Below are 22,580 nucleotides of genomic sequence, written 5' to 3' on the forward strand. Positions count from 1 at the left end.
ATCGACCACGGCCCCGGCCTCGCCGCGCTGCCGTGGTCGATGGTCACGCCGCCGAGCCAGGCGCCCAGGGCGTTGCCCAGGTTGAACGCGGCGATATTGAAGCTGGCCGCGACGCTCTGGCCGGCGCCGTGGGCCTTCTCCAGCACCCACATCTGCAGCGGCGGCACGGTGGCGAATCCGGCGGCGCCGAGCAGGGCGATGAAAAGGACCACGGCAATCTGGCTCTGCAGCGCGAAGCTCATCAGGCCCATCACCACCGCCAACGCCACCAGGCTGCCGAGCAGGGCGGGCACCAGCCGGCGGTCTGCCAGCTTGCCGCCCAGCAGGTTGCCCAGCACCAGCCCGCCACCGAACACCAGCAGCACCGGCGACACCGCGCTTTCGGAGAAACCGGCGAGGCGGGTCAGCAGCGGCGACACATAGCTGAACACGGTGAATACGCCACCGAAGCCGAGCACGGTGGTCAGCAGGCCGAGCAGCACGGCCGGGCGCTTCAGCACGCGGAAATCGTCGCGCAGGTTGCCGGCTGCCGGCGCTGCGCTGGTGCGCGGCAGGTAGATGGTCAGGATCGCCAGGGCCAGCACGCCGATGCCGGTCACCACCCAGAAGGCGGCGCGCCAGCCATAGAGCTGGCCGAGCCAGGTGCCCAGCGGCACGCCGAGGATGGTGGCGACGGTCAGCCCGGTGAACATCAAGGCGATGGCCGAGGCGCGGCGTTCGGCCGGCACCAGGCTGGTGGCGACCACCGAGCCGACGCCGAAGAAGGTGCCGTGGGCGAAGGAGGTGAGCACCCGGGCCGCCATCAGCGTGGCGTAGCTCGGCGCCAGGGCGCAGGCGAGGTTGCCGAGGGTGAAGATCACCATCAGCCCCAACAGGGTTCGGCGTTGCGGCCAGCGCGCGGTGAGGGCGGTGAGCAGCGGCGCACCGAGCACCACGCCCAGCGCGTAGCCGGAGATCAGCAGCCCGGCAGCGGAGATGGACACGCCGAAGTCATGACCGACCTCCAGCAGCAATCCCATGATCACGAATTCGGTAACGCCGATGCCAAAGGCTCCGGCGGTCAAGGCGTACAAGGCAATTGGCACGTGGGCTCTCCCGGATGATTCGTAGAATGGGCGCCACCTTATCCCCGCGCGTATTGCTGATATAGACTGCCTCCAAGCAAATCACCTGTGAATTGAATTCAATATGGCGCGCCCCGACGTCAACCGCTTCGGCGAAATGGAAGTGTTCATCCGCGTGGTGGAAACCGGCGGCTTCACCGCCGCTGCGCAGCAATGCGGGATGACGCCGTCGGCGGTGAGCAAGCTGGTGGCGCGCCTGGAGGATCGACTCGGCGCGCGGCTATTCAATCGCTCCACCCGGCGCCAGCAACTCACGGCCGAGGGCATGGCCTTCCACGAACGCAGCCTGCGCATCCTCGCCGACCTCGACGAAGCGGAGCGCGAGGCCTCGGCCAGCGCCGAGCCGCAGGGCAGGGTACGGATCAGCTGCAACCTGCCGGTGGGCCGGCAGTTCCTGATTCCGGCGCTGCCGCTGTTCTTCCAGTGCTACCCCGGCGTCAGCCTCGACCTGCAACTGACCGATGAAGTGGTGGACCTGCTGGAGGTGCGCGCCGACGTGGCCGTGCGCAGCGGTCCGCTGCGGGATTCGCGGTTGGTGGCGCGCTCGCTGGGAGAGTCCGGGCACAAGATAGTCGCTGCCCCTGGGTATCTGGCACGGCATGGTACGCCGCGGCATCCGGGCGAGTTGAGCGAGCACAACTGCGTGGGGTTCAGCTACCGGCGTGTCGAGCCGGACTGGCCATTCCTGGAGAAGCCGGCACATCTCCCCGAGCCCAGCGGAAACCTGCTGGCCAGCGACGGCGACAGCGTGCGTCACCTGGCGCTGGCGGGACTGGGGCTGGCGCGGCTGGCGGAATTCCAGGTGCGCGAGGATATCGCCGCCGGGCGGCTGGTGGAGGTGCTGGCGGACTTCAATCCCGGCGACCGCAAACCGATGCACGCGCTCTACCTGGGCAAGCCGGGCCACCTGCCGGCGCGGGTGCGCGCTGTGCTCGACTTCCTCGCCGAGCACGTGCGCATCGACTGATTCAGGCGACTTCGAGCAACGCCTGCGTGTCGGCCGCGCCCATCATCCTGGCCGCGGCCAGCGCAGTGAGGCCGCTGGCGTCGCGGGCCTCGCGGTTGGCGCCGTGCTCCAGCAGGCAGCGGACGATCTCCGGGCGATTGAACATCGCCGCCATCATCAATGCGGTCTTGCCGTCGGGGGATGCGCCTTCCACTTCGGCACCGCGGCTGAGCAGCAGCCGCACCATCTCCAGGTCGCCCTTGAAGGCGGCGCCGGCCAGCGGTGTCTGCCCGGCGTTGTTGCGCAGGTCCGGGTCGGCGCCGTGGTCGAGCAGCACGCCGACGGTGTCGTGATGACCGTAGTAGCTGGCCAGCATCAGCAGGCTGTCGCCCTTGTGGTTGCGCAGGTTGGCCGGCAGGCCCTGCTGCAGCAGCTCCGTCAGGCGCGAGGTGTTGCCCTGGCGGGCTAGGTCAATCACCTGATTGGCGAATTCCAGGGTCTGTTCGTCCATTTCCGGGCGGTTCGCGGCGCTCATCCTGAAGTCTCCTTGGCAAAGTCGGGAATGCTCTGAAGGATAAGGACTAGCGCGCCTGGGCGCGCCAACACTGTGCCTATGGTGCCGGTGGAAAATTTCAATCCATTGCCGCAAGGCAGGCGTGGCGTGATTTGCGTCCGTAAACTTGCGCAAATGCCGCCCTCGCACGGCGGCTTTTCGGCGAAAATTGCAGCATAATCAGCGATCAGCAGTTGCACCCTGGGTGAAACCGCAAACCGCCGGGCGGGCAAAGGTGCCCACCGCGGGTGGGAGTGGCAAACTGCCCTGTTGCGGGGATTACCATCCCGAAGCCTTCGCGCCAGGACGCGGAGCGACGAATATCCAGTGCCGGCCCGATGGGCGGGCACCTTGATGCCTAACCTTGCCGCCCGGCCCGGCGGCGCAGATTGAGAAGAGGATTGACCGTGCATAAAGTCGTGATCAGCGGAACCGGCCTGTATACCCCGCCGTTCAGCATTTCCAACGATGAACTGGTGGAATCCTTCAACAGCTACGTCCGCAATCACAACGAGCAGAATGCCGAAGCCATCGCCAAGGGCGAGATCGAGGCGCTCTCCGAATCCAGCTCAGCCTTCATCGAAAAGGCCTCCGGCATCAAGAGCCGCTTCGTGGTGAACAAGGAAGGCATCCTCGACCCGCAGCGCATGGCGCCGCGCATTCCGGAACGCTCCAATGAAGACTGGGGCATTCTCTGCGAGATGGCTGCTGCTGCTGCCAAACAGGCGCTGCAGCGCGCCGGCCGTACTGCCGAAGACATCGACGGGGTGATCGTCGCCTGCTCCAACCTGCAGCGCGCCTACCCGGCCGTGGCCATCGAAGTGCAGGCCGCGCTCGGTATCCAGGGCTTCGGCTATGACATGAACGTCGCCTGCTCCTCGGCCACATTCGGCATCCAGGCCGCGGTGAACAGCGTGCAACTGGGCCAGGCCCGCGCGATCCTGATGGTCAACCCGGAAATCTGCACCGGCCACCTGAACTTCCGCGACCGCGACAGCCACTTCATCTTCGGCGATGCCGCCACCGCCGTGATCATCGAGCGCGCCGACCAGGCCACCAGCGAGCACCAGTTCGAGGTGGTCAGCACCAAGCTGCTGACCCAGTTCTCCAACAACATCCGCAACAACTTCGGCTTCCTCAACCGCGCGGCGGAAGAGGGCATCGGCGCCCGCGACAAGCTGTTCGTGCAGGAAGGCCGCAAGGTGTTCAAGGATGTCTGCCCGATGGTGGCCGAGCTGATCGGCGAGCACCTGGCGCAGAACGACATCCCGGTCAGCGACGTGAAGCGTTTCTGGCTGCACCAGGCGAACCTGAACATGAACCTGCTGATCACCCGCAAGCTGCTCGGCCGCGATGCCGAGGCCCACGAAGCGCCGGTGATCCTCGATACCTACGCCAACACCAGCTCCGCCGGTTCGGTCATCGCCCTGCACAAGTACCAGGACGACCTGCCCGCCGGCTCCATCGGCGTGCTGAGCTCCTTCGGCGCCGGCTACTCCATCGGCAGCGTGATCCTGCGCAAGCGCTGATCGTGCCCGTCGACGACAGCGAGCTGTTGTCGCGCCTGCTGGCCGGTGACCAGCAGGCCTTCCGCACCCTGGTAGCCACCTACCAGGGCGCGATGCGCGCCGTGGCCATCGCCATCGTCGGCGCCGCCCATGCCGATGAAGTGGTGCAGGACGCCTGGCTCGCCGCCGTGCGCAACCTGGACGGCTTCCAGGGGCGCTCCAGCCTCAAGACCTGGCTGCTGACCATCACCGCCAATACCGCCAAATCCCGCCTGCGCAAGGTTCGCCGCGACGTTTCGCTGGACGACCTGCCCGCGCCCCACGGCAGCCTCGACGACACCCGCTTCGCCGCCGATGGCCACTGGAGCCCGGCGCCGCTGGCCTGGCACGAGGACTCGCCCGAGGCGCTGCTGGCCGAGGACGAGCTGCGTCAGTGCCTGGAAAAGACTTTGCTGAGCCTCTCCGAACTGCAGCGCAGCGTATTGCTGCTGCGTGAGCGGCAGGGACTGGAGTTGGAGGAAATCTGTAACCTGCTGGAGGTTTCGCTCTCCAATGTCCGGGTGCTGCTGCATCGTGCGCGGCTGAAGGTGTTCGCCACCGTGGAGCACTTCGAGGAGACCGGTGAATGCTGACCTGCAAGGAACTGGTGGCGCTTTCGAGCGACCTGCTGGACGAACAGCTGGGCTGGCGCGAGAAGCTCGCACTGCGCCGGCACCTGCTGCTATGCCGCCACTGCCGGCGCTACCTTCGGCAGATGCGCCTGACCCAGGCGACCCTGCGCCTGCTGCCGGAGCCGCCTCGCCCCGACTCGGAACGCCTGGCCGACCACCTCGCCGAGCTGCGCCGCGACAGCGCGCGGCGCTGAGCTGGCGGGCCCTTCGTAGGAGCGAGCTTGCTCGCGAAAACCTGGCCGGCGCGGTCTGAACGATCCGGCAGAAAGCGGAACCGATCGCGGACAGAGTCCGCTCCTACCTGAAATATCGCCCCGGGGCCGGCCCTCTCCCCCCGCCCTCTCCCTGAAGGGAGAGGGAGCTATCCGTGTTGCTCCTACGCCAAGTTGTTGCTCAGGTGGAGGCTTGCGCCCGCCACGCATCCAATCCACCCGAAAGCGCCCAGGTGCGCGGATGTCCGAACGCCTGCAGCCGCTCCGCCAGCATCGCCGCGGAGAGCTCGCGGGGGCAGGCGCAGTAGATCACCACGTCCTTGTCTTCGAGGCTGCCACGCAACTCATCCAGCGCCCCGTCCAGGCTGAAGGCGATGGAGCCGGGAATCGCCTCGTCATCGAACTGCGCACGCACATCCAGGATCAGCGGAGGCTCGCCGGCGTCCAGGCGCGCCCGCAGCTCGTCGACGCTGATGCGCGGAATCCGCGCGGTGCGCTTGAGCAGGCTGTAGCGCTGCCAGAGCTTCCAGGCAATGAACAGCGCGAAGGCGCCGAGCAGGGCCGCGATGCCGACGCTGGCGTACTCGGTGAGCCAGTCGAGGAGGCGGTCCACCGCGCTGCTGAAGATGCTCCCGAGCATCAGCGCAGAGCCGGCCCAGAGCGCTGCTCCGGCGCAATCGTAGGCCAGGAAGCGCGACAACGGCGTGCGCGTCATGCCAGCCATGGTGGTGGTCAGCGCGCTGGCGCCGGGGAGGAAGCGCGAGATCAACAGCGCGCGCGGGCCAATGCGCAGGTACAGGCTCTGGCTCTGGCGAATGCAGCTGTCCGGCGACAGCGAAACCTTGCAGACGCTGCGCAACATGAAGCCGCCGTAGCGCCGCCCGGCGCAGAACCAGATGAGGTCGGCGATCAGGCACGCGCACACGGCCACCGCCAATGCCTGGCCCAGCGGTACGCCGCTGCCTTGCAGGGCCAGTGCGCCGGCGACAATCAGCGCGGGGTAGGCCGGAATCGGCAGGCCCAGTTGCTCGAGCAGGACGTTGAAGAACAGCAGGGTCAGGCCGTGCTGCTGGATCAGGGGTTGTAGTTCGTGCATGGGACAGCCTGAGCGGGACGGGACTTCCGGGGAGAACCACAGCATACCGGCAAAGTGGACTACGGAAACTGCGCGTAAACCTAGTCGGACGTGGCCTAGGACGTTTATGCCATATCGAAATCAAAAGTTCCGCTGTAATAAAAGTTTTATCTACGAGCAACTCCTCTGAAATAACCCCTCGCCAAGATTCCCAGCAACACAAACGGGGGCCGCCAGAACGGCCTGTGCGAGTCCTTGGGGGGCGCGCAGCAGCCAGGCACTCGGCGTGTTCAACGCAAATACCATTAAGGGGAATCTTCGATGATCCGTAAGCACTTCGCCGGTTACGCCGCCACTGCCCTGGCACTGGCCGTTTCCGCCCAGGCTTTCGCAGGCACAGTCACCACCGATGGCGCCGATATCGTGATCAAGACCAAAGGCGGTCTTGAAGTCGGTACCACCGACAAGGAATTCAGCTTCAAGCTCGGTGGCCGTCTGCAAGCGGATTACAGCCGCTTCGATGGTTTCTACACCAAGAACGGCAACAACGGTGACGGCGCCTACTTCCGCCGCGCCTACCTGGAGCTGGGTGGCACTGTCTACAAGGACTGGAAATACCAGATCAACTACGACATGTCCCACAACTCCGGTAACGCTGACAACGGTTACTTCGACGAGGCTTCCTTCAGCTACATCGGCTTCGCCCCGGTGACCCTGAAGTTCGGCCGCTTCGACCCGGACTTCGGCCTGGAAAAAGCCACCAGCTCCAAGTGGGTGACCGCCACCGAGCGTACCAGCGCCTACGAACTGGCTGACTGGATCAACACCCACCAGGACGGCATGGGTGCCCAGGTTGGCGGCGTCGTCGCCAACCTGGCTTACCTGGACGCCGGCGTTTACGCCAAGGACGCCGACGACACCGACGGCGACAGCGTCAAGCAGTTCAACTTCCGCGGTGTGTTCGCTCCGCTGAACACCGACGGCAACGTCCTGCATGTTGGCGTGGATTACGCCTACCGTGACCTGGACGACACCGCCTTCGACTCCCGCATCCGTCCGCGTCTGGGCATGCGTGGTATCGCCACCAACGGCGGTAACGACGCTGGCGACAACGGCAACCGCGCAACCTTCGGCGGCGCCACCCTGAGCCCGGCCGGTTCCTACAAGGACGACTCCACCTGGGGTGCTGAATTCGCCTACGCCATCGGCCCGTTCTCGGCCCAGGCCGAATACCTGAAGCGCAAGCTGAAGGCCGATGCCGACGCTTACGAAGACATCAAGGCTGACGGCTACTACGGCCAGCTGGCCTACACCATCACCGGTGAATCCCGCGCGTACAAGCTCGATGGCGCCAAGTTCGACACCATCAAGCCGTCCAACAAGGAAATCGGGGCCTGGGAAGTCTTCTACCGCTACGACCACATCAAGGTCGATGACCCGAACGTGGTCGTGGCTACCGCCACCCGCGACGTGGGCGACACCAAGGCCAGCACCAACACCGTGGGTGTGAACTGGTACGCCAACGAAGCCGTGAAGGTCTCCCTGGACTACGTTCACGTCAGCACCGACGGCATCCGCAACGCCAACGGCGACGACGACGGCAACGGTGTCGTGACCCGTCTGCAGTACGTGTTCTAAGAACGACAGCTCTACCGTTTGACTCCTTTGTGTGAACCCCGCTTCGGCGGGGTTTTTTTATGGGAGTCGGAAAGTCTTTCTGTAGGAGCGAGGGGGACGCCATCGTTATTGCTCGCAAACCAGCCACACGCTGGAACGGCCTGTGACCTCGTTCGCGAGCGAGCTCGCTCCTACACGGTTTGCCTCAGCGAAATCCTGGCCCCGCTGGCTGCCGGCGGAATTCGAATTCGAGCAGCTCATCGAATGGATTGCCCATCTCCAGCCGCGTCCAGCCCAGCTTGAGGAGAAATGCCAGCGCCGCCGGATTGTCCGGCTTCACGCTGGCCCGCCACAGGGGGCTGCCCTGCAGTTCCGGCCGCCTCATCACCAGCGTCATTACCGCGCGCCCGATGCCCGAGCCGCGTAACGCTGGGCGCACGGCGAGGTCGGTAACGAAGTAGTACGGGCGCGCTGGAGTAGGCAGGCAAATCCCCACCACCGCGACCAGCAGGCCGCCACGCAGGATGCTGTATTGGGCCTTGTCCGCATCGGTGAGCACCTGCTCCAGCCAGTACCTGTCCATCGGGCCCAGTTGCGCGTCGAGCAGCGGGTCGTCGAACCAGCTTTCGTACAGTGGGATGTCCGCCGGCTGGAAAGGGCGAATCTGCATGCGGGCGCTCTCCGGTGCAGCTTTGGGAAGTTTCACACTCGCATCAGCTGGGCGATTGCGTCAATCGACCCTGAGCGCTCGCGTCATTGAGGCCGCGCGCAGCCAGCACCTACCCTGCGGGCACTCAACCCACCGGGAGTCGACCATGCTGCGCAATCACTTCGAGACCGAGCACAACCTGTTCCGCGATGCATTCCGATCCTTCCTCAATAAAGAAGTGGTGCCCCACCAGGAGGAATGGGAGGAGGCCGGCGTGGTGGACCGCAGTGTCTGGCGCAAGGCGGGGGAGATGGGCTTCCTGCTGCCCTGGGCGGAAGAGGAGTACGGCGGAACCGCTCTGAAGGATTTCCGCTACGAACAGATCATGTGCGAGGAACTGGCCGCCATCAACGAGCCGGGTTTCATGATCCCGCTGCACTCGGCGCTGTGTGGGCCGTACATCGCCGAGTACGGTAACGCCGAGCAGAAAGCCCGCTGGTTGCCCGGCATCATCCGTGGCGAGAGCATCCTGGCGGTGGCGATGACCGAGCCATCCGCCGGCTCCGACCTGGCCGGCATGCGCACCACGGCGGTGGACAAGGGCGACCACTTCGTCCTCAACGGCTCCAAGGTGTTCATCTCCAACGGCCTGCTGGCGGACCTGGTGATAGTTGCGGCCAAGACCGACCCGGCGAACAAGCACGCCATGGGGCTGTTCGTGGTCGAGCGCGGCATGGAAGGCTTCGAGCGCGGGCGCAATCTGAAGAAGCTGGGCATGAAGAGCCAGGACACCGCCGAGCTGTTCTTCAACAACGTCAAGGTGCCGAAGGAAAACCTGCTAGGCGATGCCAAGGGCGGCTTCTTCTACCTGATGAACATGCTCGCCCAGGAACGCCTGACCAACGCCTGCGGCGCGGTGGCCGGCGCCGAGGCCGCGCTGAACGCGACCGTCGACTACGTGAAGGAGCGCAAGGCCTTCGACCGCCCGGTGGCGCACTTCCAGAACACCCGCTTCAAGCTCGCCGAGATGCGCACGCAGATCGACGTGGCGCAGGTCTTCACCGACCGCTGCGTGATGGACCACAACCAGAAGAAGCTGACTCCGGAAGTCGCCGCCGAGGCCAAGCTGTTCACCACCGAGCTGCTCTGCAAGGTGGTCGACGAAGGCGTGCAACTGCACGGCGGCTGGGGTTACATGTGGGAGTATCCGATCTGCAGGATGTACGCGAACGCGCGTATCCAGCGCATCTTCGCCGGTACCTCGGAGATCATGAAAGAGATCATCAGCCGCGGCATGAAGCTCTGAAGGCGCGGCGCCCACGCATTGATTGAGCGACACAGGAGTGCCCATGAACGGCCCGCTCGCCTCACTGAAGATCCTTGATTTCTCCACCCTGCTGCCGGGGCCGTTCGCCTCGCTGCTGCTGGCCGACATGGGCGCGCAGGTGCTGCGTGTGGAATCGCCCACGCGCATGGACCTGGTGCGCGTACTGCCGCCGCACGTGGACGGCACCTCCGCCAGTCATGCCTACCTCAACCGCAACAAGCGCTGCATCGCGCTGGACTTGAAACAGGCCGAGGCGGTGGAGGTGGTGAAGCAACTGGTGCAGGAATACGACATCGTGCTGGAGCAGTTCCGCCCCGGCGTGATGGACAAGCTAGGTGTGGGCTACGAGGCGCTCAAGGCGATCAACCCGAAGCTGATCTACGTGTCGATCACCGGCTACGGCCAGAGCGGGCCCTTCCGCGACCGTGCCGGGCACGATATCAATTACCTGGCTCTGGCCGGCGTTGCCAGCTACACCGGCCGCCGCGAGAGCGGCCCGCTGCCGCTGGGTGTGCAACTGGCGGACATCGGCGGCGGCTCGCTGCACGGAGTGATGGGGCTGCTGGCGGCGGTCATCCACCGGCAGCAGACGGGGGAGGGGCAGCAGGTCGACGTGAGCATGACCGATTGCGCCTTCAGCCTGCATGGCATGGCGGGGGCGGGCTATCTCGCGGCGGGCGTGGAGCCGGAGATGGAAGGCCTCGCGCTCAACGGCGGCAGCTTCTACGACTACTACCGCACCCGCGATGGTCGCTGGTTCTCGGTGGGCAGCCTGGAGCCGCAGTTCATGCAGCAGTTCTGTGCCGCCATCGGGCGCCCGGAGCTGGCCGCGCGCGGGCTGTCGCCCAGGCCGGAGGACCAGCAAGCGCTTAAGCGCGAGATCGCCGTCGAGTTCGAGAAGCGTGATTTCAGCGAGTGGCAGGAACGCTTTGCCGGGCTGGACGCCTGCGTCGAACCGATGTTGTCGCTCGCCGAGGCGGTGGAACATCCGCAACTGCGCGAGCGCGGCGTGGTCACCAGCGTTCCCAACGGCAAGGGTGGCGAGCAGCGGCAGATGGCCTGCCCGATCCGCTTCTCTGCCGGTTTGCCCGAGCCGCGCCACATTGGCGCTGCGCTGGGTGCGCACACCGCGCAGGTGATGGCGGAACTGGGCTATTCGGCCGAGCAGGTGCAGGCACTGAAGGCAGCGAAGGTCATCGCCTGAGCGGCGTCACTCGCGGCGGGTTTCGCCGGTGAAGATCAGCGTCGCGCGGCAGCGCCGGCAGTAATAGCGGCGGCCCTGGGCGACCAGGTTGTGGCGCTGGGCGGAGAAGGGGAATTCATTGCCCTCGCCACAATGGCATCGATACAGGTAGCGGGTGGAGCGGCGGCGCTTGATCTCATAGGTGTGGCAGCGATCGGGCGGCAGGCCATAGATGCCGCGCATTATCAGCTGCCACTCTTCGCCGTGTGGGCGAATTCGTGGGCCGAACATCTGGTGGGCGATCAGGTGCGCGACCTCATGGGCCACGGTCTGCTGCAGGAAGTGTTCGTGGTTTTCCCGGTACAGCTGCGGGTTGAAGCGCAGCAGGTTTTCATCCAGGTGGGCGACGCCGGCCTTCTGGCCGCGTAGCCGGAAGCTCACTTCCGGGCGGGGAAAGCGCCGCTGGAAGAAGGCTTCGGCCTGCTGGTAGCAGGCTTCGACGCGAGCGTTGAGCTGTTCAGGCATACAGTGGTTCTCCGACGGGGGCAGATTATGCCGCAGTCGGAGCGCGGGTGGAGCATTTCTCGCGGCCGCTCGTCCGGGGTGCAGGTTCAGGCAAGCCGCAGGTCTTTTAGGCAAACACCGCTTTCTGTAGGAGCGAGCTTGCTCGCGAACCACCCGGCGATGAAATCACCGGCGAGCATTGTTCACGACCCAGCCGGCTCTTATGAAGAGCCAAAGAAGAAACCGGGCCACGAAGGGCCCGGTTTCTTTTGTAGTGAATGGGATCAGGTGTATTCCGGGCCGACGCCGCTGCCCCAGAGGATGACCGACAGGGCCATCATCGCGACCAGCACCACCAGTCCCACCGCCAGCACCGAGCTGGAGAACAGGAAACCTTCATCCTTGTGGATGTTCATGAAGGTCGGGATGCCGACATAGAGCAGGTAGACGGTGTAGCAGATCGCCGCGGTGCCGATGATCATGCCCAGCCACAGGTGCGGGTAGAGCGCCGCGAGGCCGCCGATGAACAGCGGGGTGGCGGTATAGGCGGCGAACACGATGCATTGGGTCAGCGATGGCGACGCGTCGTAGGTACGGGCCATCCAGTGGATGAAAGCGCCCATGATGGCGACGCCGGCGAGCATGGCGATGTAGGTCATGATGGTCAGCTGGATGGCGCTGGCGGCTGTCAGCTTGACCGGTCCCGCGCTGCCGAGCACCCAACCGACCTGCGTGGTGCCGATATAGGCGGAAATGACCGGAATGGCAGCAAGGATCAGGACGTGGGTCAGGTACATGTGGCTGATGGATTCCTCCTCGCCACGGATTTCCTGCCATTCCTGATCGGGATGGGTGAAGAGCCCCCATACATGATGGATCATGTCAGCATTCTCCTCTTCTTATAGAAGGTCGCCCCCCAGCGAGGCGCCGAATACGCGTAGCCAGCGTCATCCGGTGCCCGGCCGACCTATGCGACCTTAAGTCGCAGTATAGGAATGGCTGCAGGTCACGTCGTCCGTGGGTTTAGAGCAAATGGAAGCTTCACGGCCGGCTGTAATAGCGCTCCAGAATTTCCATGGCCTTGTTGATCGACTGCAATCGCGTGGTGCTGCCGCCCCGATCCGGGTGATGCTGGCTGACCAGTTGGCGGTAGCGCAGCTTGATCAGCGCGTAGTCCACCGGGCCATCTTCCAGCTCGAACAGAGCCAGCGCGGCGGCTTTTTCCTCGTTGCCCTGCATGCGCGTCCAGAAGCTTTCCAGCAGCTTCTCCACGTCGCGCTCGGTGGTTTCCTTCAGGTGTTTCTCATCGAGGTAGTAGGAGCGCAGGGCGTCCTGCTCGCCGAGCGCCTGCACACCCCTCATATAAGGAGAGAGACGGATCGACAATGGGCCGATCTCCAGGTGTGCGGCGTTCTCCTCCCACAGCCGGTCGCGCAGGCGATACAGCGCGTTGAATACCAGGAAATGGGTGCGAAACAGCACCAGCTTGTCGGTCAGCGGCAAGTTGGGCACATGGGTGGAGTGCCGAGCCTTCAACTGCTGGATCAGCTGGAATTCGGAGATTCCTTCAGGCGCTTCCCGCAGCAGCTGCAGGAGCTGGTCGGTCAGGTCGAGGGAAGGATCAAGATCGGAGGCCATGCCGTCAGATTAGCAGTCGCCCGATGGAGGGGCTGGGGTATGCGTCGCTTTGCGCGTAGAAAAGCTTGGGTGCCTTCTGGGATGGATTTGCTTGGATAGCCTAAGCATCACGCGCCTGTGGTGGGCGGGAATGCTCATGCATTTGGATTGTATAGGGGTGTTTTGGAGACGGTTTTCGACAGTTTTTCGACATACCGGACATGACCCTCTCAGATTCCTGCTGGGCCAGCCTGAACAAGGATTGAGCAAACGCAATCAAAGTGGCATCATCCAATAGCCCTACATCTGAAAAGGACTTCGACTGATGGCGCCAATCGTAGCTACCAATTCCGCCTTCCCGGATGTGCAAGCCGATGGCTGATCCCACACTTGTTTGTCGGAAAACCAACCAGAAATATCCATATGAAATTTTAAATGGATTTAGTCCAGCCCTGGTGCTCGAGTTACATCAGCAATGGGAAGCAGAGAAGCTTAAAATTGTTGCTCAGATTTTTGAAGACGTGCCGGGGGCGGCTGAAGATACTAGTGTGTTTGTTGAACAGCTATTGGCTTATGGATTGTCCGATTTTGGATGGCGTTGGCTAGATAAGGCTATCCTGTTCAATGGCGACGAGTATCATTGGTTTTTCCTTAAGGCAGAGGGGAAAATACAGTCGGTCTGTCTTATCTATCATCCTAAGATAAGTCGATTGGATGGAGATAGGATCTTCTATATAGATTATTTGGCTTCAGCATATTGGAATCGTGACAAGCCAGGATGCCCTAAAAGGTTTGGGAGTGTCAGTCGTATTCTTATTGCTCATGCAACTAACTTTGCGATTAATACCTTGGGCTATCGTCCAGGTTTTTGTCTTCACTCTCTTCCCACTGCCGAAGGTTATTATAGAAGCCTAGGCATGCTCGAATATGAGCATGATGCTGATAAGGAAAATTTACGCTATTACGAGGCGCCGCCGGAAGTGGCAGGTAAACTGGCTTCGGAGGCATCCCATGGATAAGTTTTCTGGGAGTGAAGAAGATTTTGAAGTATATCCGCCGAAACGAGATTCGGTGACAAACTTCAAAACTACTCTTGATAATCTACGTATTGCATTAAGCGCTGCCGACCTGAAATCACACTCTCGAGAGGGTGAGGCGGTTAATGATACGTTAATTAGGCTGGCTCTTAATTCGTCCGCCAATGCTTCAGTGTTGTTTCGAAAAAATGACTCTGCGGAAGAGACAAAAATAAATGCCTGGCTTTCCATAATAGATGAGCGGGCGAAGACGTATTTAATGCGTGGGAATGTGGGGCGATTCTCTGGTTTGAGTGAAGAGTCATTGAGGAATATAGCAGATATTAGTTTGCAGCCTGAACTAATTGCTACGCTTCCTGATATTCTTGCAAGATACCATGGGGTCATACTTGTAGTTGAGCCGGGTTTTAGGTCCATGAAGATGGATGGTTGTGTTTACAATCTTCCGCAAGGAACTCCGGTCGTCGGGATTAGTGTTCGTTATAATCGATATGATAACTTCTGGTTCACGCTTATGCATGAGCTTGCTCATATCAATCTGCATTACGATCGGCTGAACAATCCGATTTTGGATGATCTTGAGTCAGGCAGTGAAGCGGATGTAGAGATTGAGGCCAATATAGTTGCTAAAGATAGCTTGGTTTCTCGGCAACACTGGCGGTTGATTTGGGGTTTTAGAGATAAGGTTGACTTAATGGTTGATGCATGTCGTAAGGCGGGCGTTCATCCTGCTATCGCTGCCGGCATGATTAGATATCAATCTAAGAATTATGCGTTATATCCGGATCTTATTAAGGTTATGGATGTTCGCCGTGCATTTGGATTCTCTGATGATTAAGTATGTTCCGTTTTTAAAGTTTAAGCAGAACGAGATTCAAGGGGTTGCAAAGTTAGACGCGGGTATCCTAGGTCAGATTGTTCCGTTATATGATGTTCCTCTGTCTAAGAAAAATATGACGGAAGAGGATATTGATTCGCGCATACGTATCGCTTGCGAGCATCTTGACGATTCGAATGAGGATGGAGTCAATTATCCATTCTTTATCGATAATTTTGATGTGGATGACACGATAGATCTTGCCGGCATTCCACAATATCGAGAAATATTGAATAGGCTAGCGGCGTATAGGGTTGTCCCGGTTTTAGCATTTGATCGACATGCGGATCATAACTCTGCTGCGCTAGACTTCATTACTCGTAAGCGAGGTGATATCGGGATTCGATTGCAGATTCCTGATATCGAAAGCTATGCTCTAACTAAGCGAAATTTGCTCGCTATTTGGCCAGCCATACAGGCTGCGCAGCCGACAAATATTATCTTGCTTGTTGATTGCCGTGTTGTTGGCGATGAGGTCGACCTTCATAGAAAGATTGAGCGATTCCTAGCTGCATTTAGGCAAGATTTCGTGGTCAGGGCCACTGTTGTAACGGGGTCTGTTATTCCTGGGAATATAGCTGATCTAATTGGTACTAATGAAATAAAAAATGTTTTAAGAAAGGAGTATCGACTCTGGCGCTCCCTTCAGGCAGTTCAAGGTTTGGATGACATTCTTTTGGGCGACTATTGTGTGGTTAGTCCCGAGTATTCAGATATCGATCTACTTCCAGAGCTTATGGGTGGGGTGGCAACGCCGAAGGCCTTTTATGCATATGATGACCAGTTTTATATTGCAAGAGGGCGTCGTTTTCGTACTCATGGCTACCAGCAGTACTTTGGTATTGCCGATTCAATAGTTGGGCAGGTTTTTTATAGGGGTGCACCATATTCATATGGTGATGACTATGTTCATGAGCGAAGTCATCTCTCTGCAGCTCGTCCCGCTAAGGGGGGCAGCCCTAGTACTTGGATTCGAGCGCTAACTGCCGCTCACATTACTTTTATTGTAAATACCATTTAGGTTGCGTTCGACGATGGCGCTTTGAATTCCTATCAAGGCGTCTTCTCGATTTAAGCTGTGGCTGATTTGTTCTGCAATGTCTTCGCGAGTATATGATTTCTTTATGGTTACTTCTGGATGAGCGTTAGCCATGGCTGTCAGCTCCGCCTTCCAAAGCATCATTAGCGCTTTGCGCTTAGAGAAGGAGTGATTGGTAGTGGCTTTTCTAATGTGTTTTAAGATTACTTTTCCAGCATGGCTTCTTGCGAGAATTAGCCCCCAGTGTTCCGGGATGTTAGTAATTGCCCAATTCAGATGGTTTTCGGTAGTTACTAACGTTAGTTTGGGAAATGATAGGGAGTAGTATTCAGATTGAGTTAGTACCCTTCTAACGTTGTCCGTCTGCCCTTTTATCTCGTAGCAGTGCAGCTCTTTATAGCATGCCACAACATCGGCTATGGCATTGCCGTTGTCGATCGTAAGCTCCTCGACTACCCTTGCAGGCTTTGGGTGGCGCTTCATTAGATAGTTCATAAGCGCTAGCCGAATGTCTTGATCTTTGAGCACTGCTGTACCCCGGTATATACGATTTTTTTCCATCTCTTCTAAATTATTGCTTGGCAAAATAAGATCTATTTTTCCTACCCAATCCTTCGGGCATACCAGCGCCTAGCTATTTTCTTGGTAATCGCTATCCCGCGCTTTGATTGGGCAAGTTTCTATTTGCCTCATCGAATTCAGGGCTTGTTTGGCCTGATTCCGGTGCAATTCTTCCGCTAGCGATCCATAGAGCGTACTGCGGAAAAACTGTCACTAGGACGTCTATTTCCTCGCTGCTTACTCGCACCGCTCCCTTGCTCACACTCAGCCACCTGTCGTGATCAATGTCACTAATGGCGCTGAGCTTCTTAGGGCCGATTTTCTTTATCAATAGTCTCGATCTATCAGCAGATCTTTCCATATAGAAAAAATTCCGAAACGCAGGCAAGGAAATAATTGCTTTTTAATAGCCGCAGGGAAATAATTTCCTCAAGGAAATAGTTTCTTTGCGGCGCTATCCAGCGCTATCCAATCAACGGCGAATCATAGCGCAGGTAGGGGCATGGAACAGGACGGAATCAAGGTTTCCGCAGCCGATCTCAGAGGCGCACCGCCGCTTCTCTTTTGGAAAGATTTCGCCAACTGGATCGGCATGGGTGATCACGAGCAAATCGTTTGGGGCTGGATCAGAAGCGGGTACATCCCGCGCTATAAGATCGGCACTCACGTCATGGTTAACGTGACGTTGCTGAATCGCCGCCTGCTGGAACAGGAGGGCATCTGATGAGCCTTCTTTCTCCGCTCAGTGCTCAGCGCGTTCGGGAAAAGCTCGCCGCTGCGCGCCTGTCGTTCCGCCTGATGCACAAGGCTCTGGGCGACGGCTTCGCAGATGCAGCGCGCCGATTTCACGAAGAAGGACGGATGGAGCTTGCCTCCGCGCGATTGACCGTCGAAGCCAACCGCGATGATGACGTTCTTCCTTCTATGCGGTGCTTGTTCTCCCTCGCCGTGATTCATCCGCGTCTGCCTACTGATCGCGAGGTGACTTCTGATGCTGTCGAAGTACGTTCGTCAACCGCACGCCCCGGACTGCGACTGCTCTGTCTGTTGGTCCCGTCGCGAACTGGCGAAGCCCGATCCCTGCCAGTCCACACGCTGCACCGAGTGCCGCCCTACGCGAGTCTTCACGGTCGTTACCACGATGGCCAAGGTCGCGGGAGTGTGGCGCTCGATCCACTCGACGTACCGGGTGGAACCGGGTTTTACCTGCGCGAAACACATGCCCGCGCTCCGTCCGCCGAAGTACTGGCACGTTGTGTACGACAGCGGCGAACCAACACCGTTTGTGCCGATCCGCGAGCCCTTCGAACTGGAGGCCTGAGCCATGCACACTGACGCCGCCTTCAGCCTTACCTTGCTGTTTGCTCTTCTCACCTGCGTTGGCTTTCCGCTGATGTGCGTGGCCCACGAAATTTCGAAGTGGGCCGACCGCCATAGCCGCATCCAGGCCAATCAGGTCCAGGGCCGCCGCACCGGCTTGTCCGAATGCGCTTTCCCGTTCGGACAAACGGAGCGCCGGGCGAAGCGCACCCTTGACCGTCCCCCGCCCTGAATAGCCTCCGCTCGGGAGTGAGGGGCAGCTTCACCGCCCCGCGCTCCTGAGCCCTCGGCGGCAAGAGCGGGATGACAAGGGCAGCGCCCTTGGTGTTTTCCCTACTCACCGCCCGCACCACCACAAAACCCAGGCACCACCACACCCGCTGAATGACGGCCACTAATGCGCCCAATTTGCAGCAGCGGGCCAACTCATGCCCGAAAAAGGCAAAGGAGCTTCACATGAACATGTTTGCGACCACTGGCGGAATCGTTGAACTGTGGGTCACTCAGACCGACACCTTCACCTCCAAAACGTCTGGCGAAATCTTCGCCAGCGTTCAGGCAATTTCGCCGATCCCCGAAGGCGCACGTGGCAATGCCCGTGGCTTCGAAATCACCCAGTACGACATCGAACCGACCCTGCTCGACGGCATCGTCTTCGAAGGCTCCCCGGTGCTCTGCAAGTTCGCCACCGTGGTGCGCCCGACCAAGGACCGCTTCGGCAACACCAAGAACACCCAGGTGCTGACCGAACTGCTCGCCACCGGCAAAGACGCCGCCGCGCCGGCACCCGCCCGCCCGGCTGCTCCGCAGGCCCAGCGCCCCACTCAACAGCCTGCCGCCGAGAAACCCGGCGACTCGGCCAAGAGCTAATTCGGGAGCGCTGCCATGACTAAGTACCTCTCCCTGTTCGCTGTGGGCCTTGCCACTGGCTACCTGTGGGGCTGGGTCGATGGCGTGGCGCGCTTCCTATGAATTTCCTCGCCTGCGACGGCAGCTGGGCGGTCAGCGCCGATGGTTCCGCCATCTGCACCGGCACCCTGCACGTCGTCACCAGCGAGGAAATGCAGAGCGAGTTCGGCTCTGCACTCACCTGGGATCAGGTCGCGGAACTGCGGGGCGAAGTCCTCACGCTGTTCTGCATCGCTTTCGGCTTCCTGGTCCTGAAACGACTGCTCAAGTAGCGAGGTAGTACCCATGAAACAGCTCAAGACCCACCTGCAAAACCGCGCTTCCGGCTACGGCCGTCGCGCTCGCCAAGCCGTGGTTGGTATCGCCGCTGTCGGCTCCACCCTGGCGGCCACCGCCTATGCCGCTGTCCCGGCAGAAGCCACCGGCGCCCTGACCACTGCCGGCGACGACACCAACACCATCGGTTGGGCCGTCTTCGCCGTGCTGGTCGCCGCCGCGGCGTTCAAGTACATGCGCCGCGCCCTGTAAGCCCACCCGGCCTAACAGCCGAAGCACCGAACCCCGCTCCGGCGGGGTTCTTTCTTCTGGAGTCCGAACAATGTCCGTTCAATGGTTCGTCCTCATCGTTACCACCGTGGCCTTCGCCGTGGTCCTGTTCGGGCGGGTCTGACCATGGGCCGTTATCTCGCACTGCTGCTGGCTCTGATCACCGGGCCAGCTCTCGCCACCGAACGGGTGAAGGTCGATCCCTTCATCAAGGCCGGCCCCGGGTACAGCGCCGCCAACGGCTCGATCACCGGCTACGTGCCCTCCAAGTCGAATGCCGATCTTCTGCTCGAAGCCGAGCGTAAGGGCTGGATGGGTAGCTCTGCGGCGAAGACCCCGGTCACCGTCAAACCTAAGGTCACCGTGCCGGTCAGCGGCATCGGTTCCAAGCTTAAGGCCGGCCTGAAGACCAATGCCGGCCAACTGGTGATGAGTGCCGCCATCTCCGGAGCCATCGCGGGAGTCGGTTGGGTGATGTCGGACGACAACACCAAGATTCAAAAGAAGGAGCCCGGCACCGCACCAGAAACCGTTAATACCACGGACGGAACCTACTACTGGAAATACGCACCCGTCTCCAACTCCGCGGCGTCCACCCCACTGGCCTCCTGCGTCATTGTGGGCACTTCGACATTTCAGCCGTTCCATGGTCACTTCGTTTCGAAGGTCAACGACACGCGGTACACCTGCGCCTACTACGACCAGTTCGACCGGCTGATGGGGCCATATAGCTTCATCGAGCGTTCCGGCACCCATTGCGCGACTGGCTACACCTGGGATGCGGTTACGGCCTCTTGCCTTTCGCCGGAGCAGAAAAAGGACCTGAGTGAGTCTGATTGGAATGCCATTGATCCGTGGATCGCCGCCCAGTCGGCGCAGTGGTTGAAGACGCTGCTGACGGATGTCTGCGGCGGCGCCTATGGCACGCTTAATCCGCAAGGTTGCTACGACGACCTGCAGAAGCAATCCAAAGCGATCATCACCGGCCCGGCCTCCGTCCAGGGGCCGAAGCAAACCACAACCGGCACCTACAACCGCCCGGACGGCACCCTCGGCAATACCTCCACCACGACCAACACCACCTACAACATCCGCTACGGCGATTCGTACTTCGACTACGACACCGTCACCACCACGACGACCTATCAGGACGGCCAGAAGACCGGTGAGCAAACCACCTCGGATGAAGGTGAGCCGCAGGAAAAGCCCGACGAAGAAAAGGACAAGGAGGATGAGGAAAAGCCCGAACGCCTCGCCTCCGGTGAGCCTTGCGACGTGCCGCTGTCCTGCTCCGGCGACGCCATCGATTGCGCAGTCCTGACCCAGGAAAAAGCCCTGCGCTGCGCCTACGAAAAGCAGAGTGACTACGAGAAGCACGAGGCCGACATCAAGGCCGCCGTCACCGGTGCCAAGTTCGAAATGGACGACAGCACCGAGATTCAAATCCCGTCCTTCATCAACCAGGGCACGCGCTTTCTCCCCGCGTCCTGCCCGGCTGACAAGACCTTCTCCCTCAGAACCAACGGCGGCCGCACCTTCGCCGTCACCTATGAGCCGCTGTGCGCGGCAGCAACAGACCTTGGCTACCTGATCGTTATCGCGGTCGGGGCTTTCTGCGTCCTGTACGTCGGGCGCTCTCTCGGAGGTGAATGATGCAATACGCCTTTATCGTCCAGATGCTCCTGATCATCGCCGTCCCCATCGTGAAGATGGTCCTGCGCGCTATCGGATTCGCCGTTGTCAGCTACGTCGGCTTCAACCTGCTGATCGATATGGCCCGAAGCTACCTGATGTCGCAGATGGGCAACGTCGCCGTGCCAATCCAGCAGATCCTCGGCCTCGCGAAGATCGATGTAGCGATCAACATGTACCTCGCGGCCGTCACCACCCGTGCGCTCATGGCGGGGTGGCTGAAGGCGCAAGACCGTCTCCGTCGGCAGGTGTGGAACCCGCCGGGCCGCGACTACATCGACGCGTAAGGGGGACCGGTCATGCTCTATATCCGCACCGGTAAGCCCGGCCACGGCAAAACCCTCAACACCATCCGCGAAGTGGATGCCAAGGCCAAAGCTGAAGGCCGCATCGTCTACTTCCACAACGTCGCCGGCCTCAAACCCGAGAAGCTGGAGGCGGCCTGGTTCGAGTTCGAGGATCCGTTCAAATGGTACGAGCTGCCCCAGGACGCCATCATCGTGGTGGATGAGGCCCAGGGTTGGTTCGGCGCCCGCGACCCGCGCAACCGGCCGCCGGAGCACATCACGCGCTTCGAAACCATGCGCCATCAGGGCCACGAAGTGCATCTGGTGACTCAGGACCCGCGTTACATCGATGTGCACCTGCGCCGCCTGTGCAATGGTCACATTCACTACTGGCGGGTCTTCAAGAGCCAGCAGCTGCTGCGCTTCGAGTCGGAAGCCGTGATCGAGGCGGTCGAGAAAAAGACCAGCTTCAAGGATGCCGACAAGACCGTCATCAAGCTCGATAAGAAGTACTTCGGGGTCTACACGAGCACCCAGGCGCAGCACCACTTCAAGTTCAAGCCGCCGAAGAAAATGGTGCTCGCGCTGGCGGTGATCATCGGCGCCGGCTTCATGGTGTATCGCGCCTTCGAGCGCTACCAGCAGGGCAGCAAGCCGGCAGAGGCGGCGGCGACCACCATCGCACCGAAGGACCAGCCCGGCATGGTCGATCAGGCCAAGTCGATGGTGGGTTCGCTGATCAGCCCCAGCGGCGGCGACGCCCCGAAGGCGGTCACCCCTGAGCAGTACATCGAGCAGCGGAAACCCCGCATCGCGGATCTGCCAGCTTCGGCCCCCGTGTACGACCAGCTCAACACCCCGGTCAGCAAGCCGCGCATCTATTGCCTGTCTACGAGCGACCCGAGGCTGGTAGAGCGCCGGCCGCCGGAGACGGTGAAGGACGGCCAGTCCTGCCAGTGCTACACACAGCAGGCGACCAAGTTCGCGACCTCCTTCGAGTTCTGCCTCAGCGTGGCGCGCAACGGCTACTTCGATCCCACGATTCCCGACCGTGGCACTGGCCCTGACGCGCGCATGGCGCAGCCGTCACCTCCGCCCCCGATCTACCCGAACACTCAGCCAGCGGTCAGCAATGAGCCCAGCGGGCCCACGGTGACGGTTATTCCCTATGAGAAAGGCAAGTTCCTGTGGTGAGCCCGCCAGGGCCGTTTTGCGGTTTGAGCCGACGTAGGAGGCCACCCGCAAACGGCCCGGCGGGGCGGGCCGACGACCCTGTAACACGTCGGATAACCCAGTTACTCATTGGATAGCATTGGATAGGTTTGA

27 protein-coding genes are annotated in these 22,580 nt (G+C 60.9%); 19 read left to right on the forward strand and 8 right to left on the reverse strand.

What is annotated here, in order from left to right:
* On the reverse strand, positions 1 to 1,085 hold a 1,085-nt coding region (locus tag ACCC94_RS06595), incomplete at its 3' end, for an MFS transporter (RefSeq protein WP_413348537.1).
* Between the two features lie 103 nt (positions 1,086 to 1,188).
* On the opposite strand from ACCC94_RS06595, the gene ACCC94_RS06600 reads away from it, so the two are divergent.
* Positions 1,189 to 2,091, forward strand: coding sequence for a LysR family transcriptional regulator (locus ACCC94_RS06600; protein ID WP_413348538.1), 903 nt, complete (start codon positions 1,189 to 1,191; stop codon positions 2,089 to 2,091).
* Position 2,092: 1 nt separating this feature from the next.
* On the opposite strand, the gene ACCC94_RS06605 is transcribed toward ACCC94_RS06600, so the two are convergent.
* Positions 2,093 to 2,605, reverse strand: a complete 513-nt coding sequence (locus ACCC94_RS06605) for an ankyrin repeat domain-containing protein (RefSeq protein ID WP_413348539.1) — start codon at positions 2,603 to 2,605, stop codon at positions 2,093 to 2,095.
* Positions 2,606 to 3,030: 425 nt separating this feature from the next.
* Between ACCC94_RS06605 and ACCC94_RS06610 the strand changes: the two genes are divergently transcribed.
* Genes ACCC94_RS06610 through ACCC94_RS06620 form a run of 3 tightly spaced genes read left to right on the forward strand, consistent with a single transcriptional unit; the run spans position 3,031 to position 4,996 of the window.
* A complete protein-coding gene (locus tag ACCC94_RS06610; protein ID WP_413348540.1) occupies positions 3,031 to 4,152 on the forward strand; it encodes a beta-ketoacyl-ACP synthase III in 1,122 nt (373 codons plus the stop codon).
* A complete protein-coding gene (locus ACCC94_RS06615; protein ID WP_413348581.1) occupies positions 4,152 to 4,763 on the forward strand; it encodes an RNA polymerase sigma factor in 612 nt (203 codons plus the stop codon). The genes ACCC94_RS06610 and ACCC94_RS06615 overlap by 1 nt, the downstream gene beginning before the upstream one ends.
* Entirely contained in the window at positions 4,757 to 4,996 is a 240-nt protein-coding gene (locus ACCC94_RS06620; RefSeq protein ID WP_413348541.1) for an anti-sigma factor family protein, read from the forward strand. The genes ACCC94_RS06615 and ACCC94_RS06620 overlap by 7 nt, the downstream gene beginning before the upstream one ends.
* Before the next feature lie 199 nt (positions 4,997 to 5,195).
* Here the strand turns inward: ACCC94_RS06620 and ACCC94_RS06625 are convergent, their stop codons facing one another.
* A complete protein-coding gene (locus ACCC94_RS06625) occupies positions 5,196 to 6,110 on the reverse strand; it encodes a DedA family protein/thiosulfate sulfurtransferase GlpE (protein ID WP_413348542.1) in 915 nt (304 codons plus the stop codon).
* A 300-nt stretch (positions 6,111 to 6,410) separates the two neighbouring features.
* On the opposite strand from ACCC94_RS06625, the gene ACCC94_RS06630 reads away from it, so the two are divergent.
* Positions 6,411 to 7,727 carry an OprO/OprP family phosphate-selective porin gene (locus ACCC94_RS06630; RefSeq protein WP_413348543.1) on the forward strand — a complete coding sequence of 439 codons (1,317 nt, stop codon included), beginning with the start codon at positions 6,411 to 6,413 and terminating at the stop codon, positions 7,725 to 7,727.
* Between the two features lie 184 nt (positions 7,728 to 7,911).
* Here the strand turns inward: ACCC94_RS06630 and ACCC94_RS06635 are convergent, their stop codons facing one another.
* Positions 7,912 to 8,376 carry an N-acetyltransferase family protein gene (locus ACCC94_RS06635; protein ID WP_413348544.1) on the reverse strand — a complete coding sequence of 155 codons (465 nt, stop codon included), beginning with the start codon at positions 8,374 to 8,376 and terminating at the stop codon, positions 7,912 to 7,914.
* A 145-nt stretch (positions 8,377 to 8,521) separates the two neighbouring features.
* On the opposite strand from ACCC94_RS06635, the gene ACCC94_RS06640 reads away from it, so the two are divergent.
* Positions 8,522 to 9,661 carry an acyl-CoA dehydrogenase family protein gene (locus ACCC94_RS06640; RefSeq protein ID WP_413348545.1) on the forward strand — a complete coding sequence of 380 codons (1,140 nt, stop codon included), beginning with the start codon at positions 8,522 to 8,524 and terminating at the stop codon, positions 9,659 to 9,661.
* A gap of 43 nt (positions 9,662 to 9,704) precedes the next feature.
* On the forward strand, positions 9,705 to 10,886 hold the full coding sequence (locus tag ACCC94_RS06645; protein ID WP_413348546.1) for a CaiB/BaiF CoA transferase family protein: 1,182 nt from the start codon (positions 9,705 to 9,707) through the stop codon (positions 10,884 to 10,886).
* A 6-nt stretch (positions 10,887 to 10,892) separates the two neighbouring features.
* On the opposite strand, the gene ACCC94_RS06650 is transcribed toward ACCC94_RS06645, so the two are convergent.
* The 3 genes from ACCC94_RS06650 to ACCC94_RS06660 form a co-directional block, all read right to left on the reverse strand.
* Entirely contained in the window at positions 10,893 to 11,390 is a 498-nt protein-coding gene (locus tag ACCC94_RS06650) for a SprT family zinc-dependent metalloprotease (protein WP_138525106.1), read from the reverse strand.
* 263 nt (positions 11,391 to 11,653) lie between these two features.
* Positions 11,654 to 12,250 carry a Yip1 family protein gene (locus ACCC94_RS06655; RefSeq protein WP_088419777.1) on the reverse strand — a complete coding sequence of 199 codons (597 nt, stop codon included), beginning with the start codon at positions 12,248 to 12,250 and terminating at the stop codon, positions 11,654 to 11,656.
* A 160-nt stretch (positions 12,251 to 12,410) separates the two neighbouring features.
* Entirely contained in the window at positions 12,411 to 13,007 is a 597-nt protein-coding gene (locus tag ACCC94_RS06660) for a DNA-J related domain-containing protein (protein WP_413348547.1), read from the reverse strand.
* Between the two features lie 353 nt (positions 13,008 to 13,360).
* On the opposite strand from ACCC94_RS06660, the gene ACCC94_RS06665 reads away from it, so the two are divergent.
* The 3 genes from ACCC94_RS06665 to ACCC94_RS06675 are packed head-to-tail and all read left to right on the forward strand — an operon-like array spanning position 13,361 to position 15,921.
* Complete coding sequence (locus ACCC94_RS06665) at positions 13,361 to 14,005, forward strand: hypothetical protein (RefSeq protein WP_413348548.1); 645 nt, start codon at positions 13,361 to 13,363, stop codon at positions 14,003 to 14,005.
* Positions 13,998 to 14,861 carry an ImmA/IrrE family metallo-endopeptidase gene (locus ACCC94_RS06670; protein WP_413348549.1) on the forward strand — a complete coding sequence of 288 codons (864 nt, stop codon included), beginning with the start codon at positions 13,998 to 14,000 and terminating at the stop codon, positions 14,859 to 14,861. Before ACCC94_RS06665 ends, ACCC94_RS06670 begins: the two co-directional genes overlap by 8 nt.
* Positions 14,854 to 15,921 carry a beta family protein gene (locus ACCC94_RS06675; protein ID WP_413348550.1) on the forward strand — a complete coding sequence of 356 codons (1,068 nt, stop codon included), beginning with the start codon at positions 14,854 to 14,856 and terminating at the stop codon, positions 15,919 to 15,921. Before ACCC94_RS06670 ends, ACCC94_RS06675 begins: the two co-directional genes overlap by 8 nt.
* Here the strand turns inward: ACCC94_RS06675 and ACCC94_RS06680 are convergent.
* Complete coding sequence (locus tag ACCC94_RS06680) at positions 15,880 to 16,524, reverse strand: sce7726 family protein (RefSeq protein WP_413348551.1); 645 nt, start codon at positions 16,522 to 16,524, stop codon at positions 15,880 to 15,882. The genes ACCC94_RS06675 and ACCC94_RS06680 overlap by 42 nt on opposite strands.
* Before the next feature lie 478 nt (positions 16,525 to 17,002).
* Between ACCC94_RS06680 and ACCC94_RS06685 the strand changes: the two genes are divergently transcribed.
* From ACCC94_RS06685 to ACCC94_RS06725, 9 genes are all read left to right on the forward strand, one after another.
* Complete coding sequence (locus tag ACCC94_RS06685) at positions 17,003 to 17,224, forward strand: DNA-binding protein (RefSeq protein WP_413348552.1); 222 nt, start codon at positions 17,003 to 17,005, stop codon at positions 17,222 to 17,224.
* 264 nt (positions 17,225 to 17,488) lie between these two features.
* Entirely contained in the window at positions 17,489 to 17,821 is a 333-nt protein-coding gene (gene pflM, locus ACCC94_RS06690; protein WP_413348582.1) for a lysogeny maintenance protein PflM, read from the forward strand.
* Between the two features lie 3 nt (positions 17,822 to 17,824).
* Positions 17,825 to 18,052 (forward strand): hypothetical protein, encoded by a 228-nt coding sequence (locus tag ACCC94_RS06695; protein WP_413348553.1) that lies wholly within the window; start codon positions 17,825 to 17,827, stop codon positions 18,050 to 18,052.
* 224 nt (positions 18,053 to 18,276) lie between these two features.
* The gene (locus ACCC94_RS06700) at positions 18,277 to 18,690 is read left to right on the forward strand and encodes a DNA-binding protein (protein WP_413348554.1); all 414 of its coding nucleotides are present in this window, start codon (positions 18,277 to 18,279) and stop codon (positions 18,688 to 18,690) included.
* 98 nt (positions 18,691 to 18,788) lie between these two features.
* Positions 18,789 to 19,001, forward strand: a complete 213-nt coding sequence (locus tag ACCC94_RS06705; protein WP_259753265.1) for a hypothetical protein — start codon at positions 18,789 to 18,791, stop codon at positions 18,999 to 19,001.
* A gap of 13 nt (positions 19,002 to 19,014) precedes the next feature.
* The gene (locus ACCC94_RS06710; RefSeq protein WP_401084899.1) at positions 19,015 to 19,257 is read left to right on the forward strand and encodes a major capsid protein; all 243 of its coding nucleotides are present in this window, start codon (positions 19,015 to 19,017) and stop codon (positions 19,255 to 19,257) included.
* Between the two features lie 144 nt (positions 19,258 to 19,401).
* Complete coding sequence (locus tag ACCC94_RS06715; protein WP_413348555.1) at positions 19,402 to 20,928, forward strand: virulence factor TspB C-terminal domain-related protein; 1,527 nt, start codon at positions 19,402 to 19,404, stop codon at positions 20,926 to 20,928.
* Positions 20,928 to 21,254 carry a DUF2523 domain-containing protein gene (locus tag ACCC94_RS06720; RefSeq protein WP_259753269.1) on the forward strand — a complete coding sequence of 109 codons (327 nt, stop codon included), beginning with the start codon at positions 20,928 to 20,930 and terminating at the stop codon, positions 21,252 to 21,254. The genes ACCC94_RS06715 and ACCC94_RS06720 overlap by 1 nt, the downstream gene beginning before the upstream one ends.
* A gap of 12 nt (positions 21,255 to 21,266) precedes the next feature.
* Positions 21,267 to 22,448, forward strand: coding sequence for a zonular occludens toxin domain-containing protein (locus ACCC94_RS06725; protein ID WP_413348556.1), 1,182 nt, complete (start codon positions 21,267 to 21,269; stop codon positions 22,446 to 22,448).
* The last annotated feature ends 132 nt before the right edge of the window (positions 22,449 to 22,580 follow it).

The organism is Pseudomonas sp. Pseusp97, assembly GCF_047304025.1.
Taxonomy (GTDB): domain Bacteria; phylum Pseudomonadota; class Gammaproteobacteria; order Pseudomonadales; family Pseudomonadaceae; genus Pseudomonas.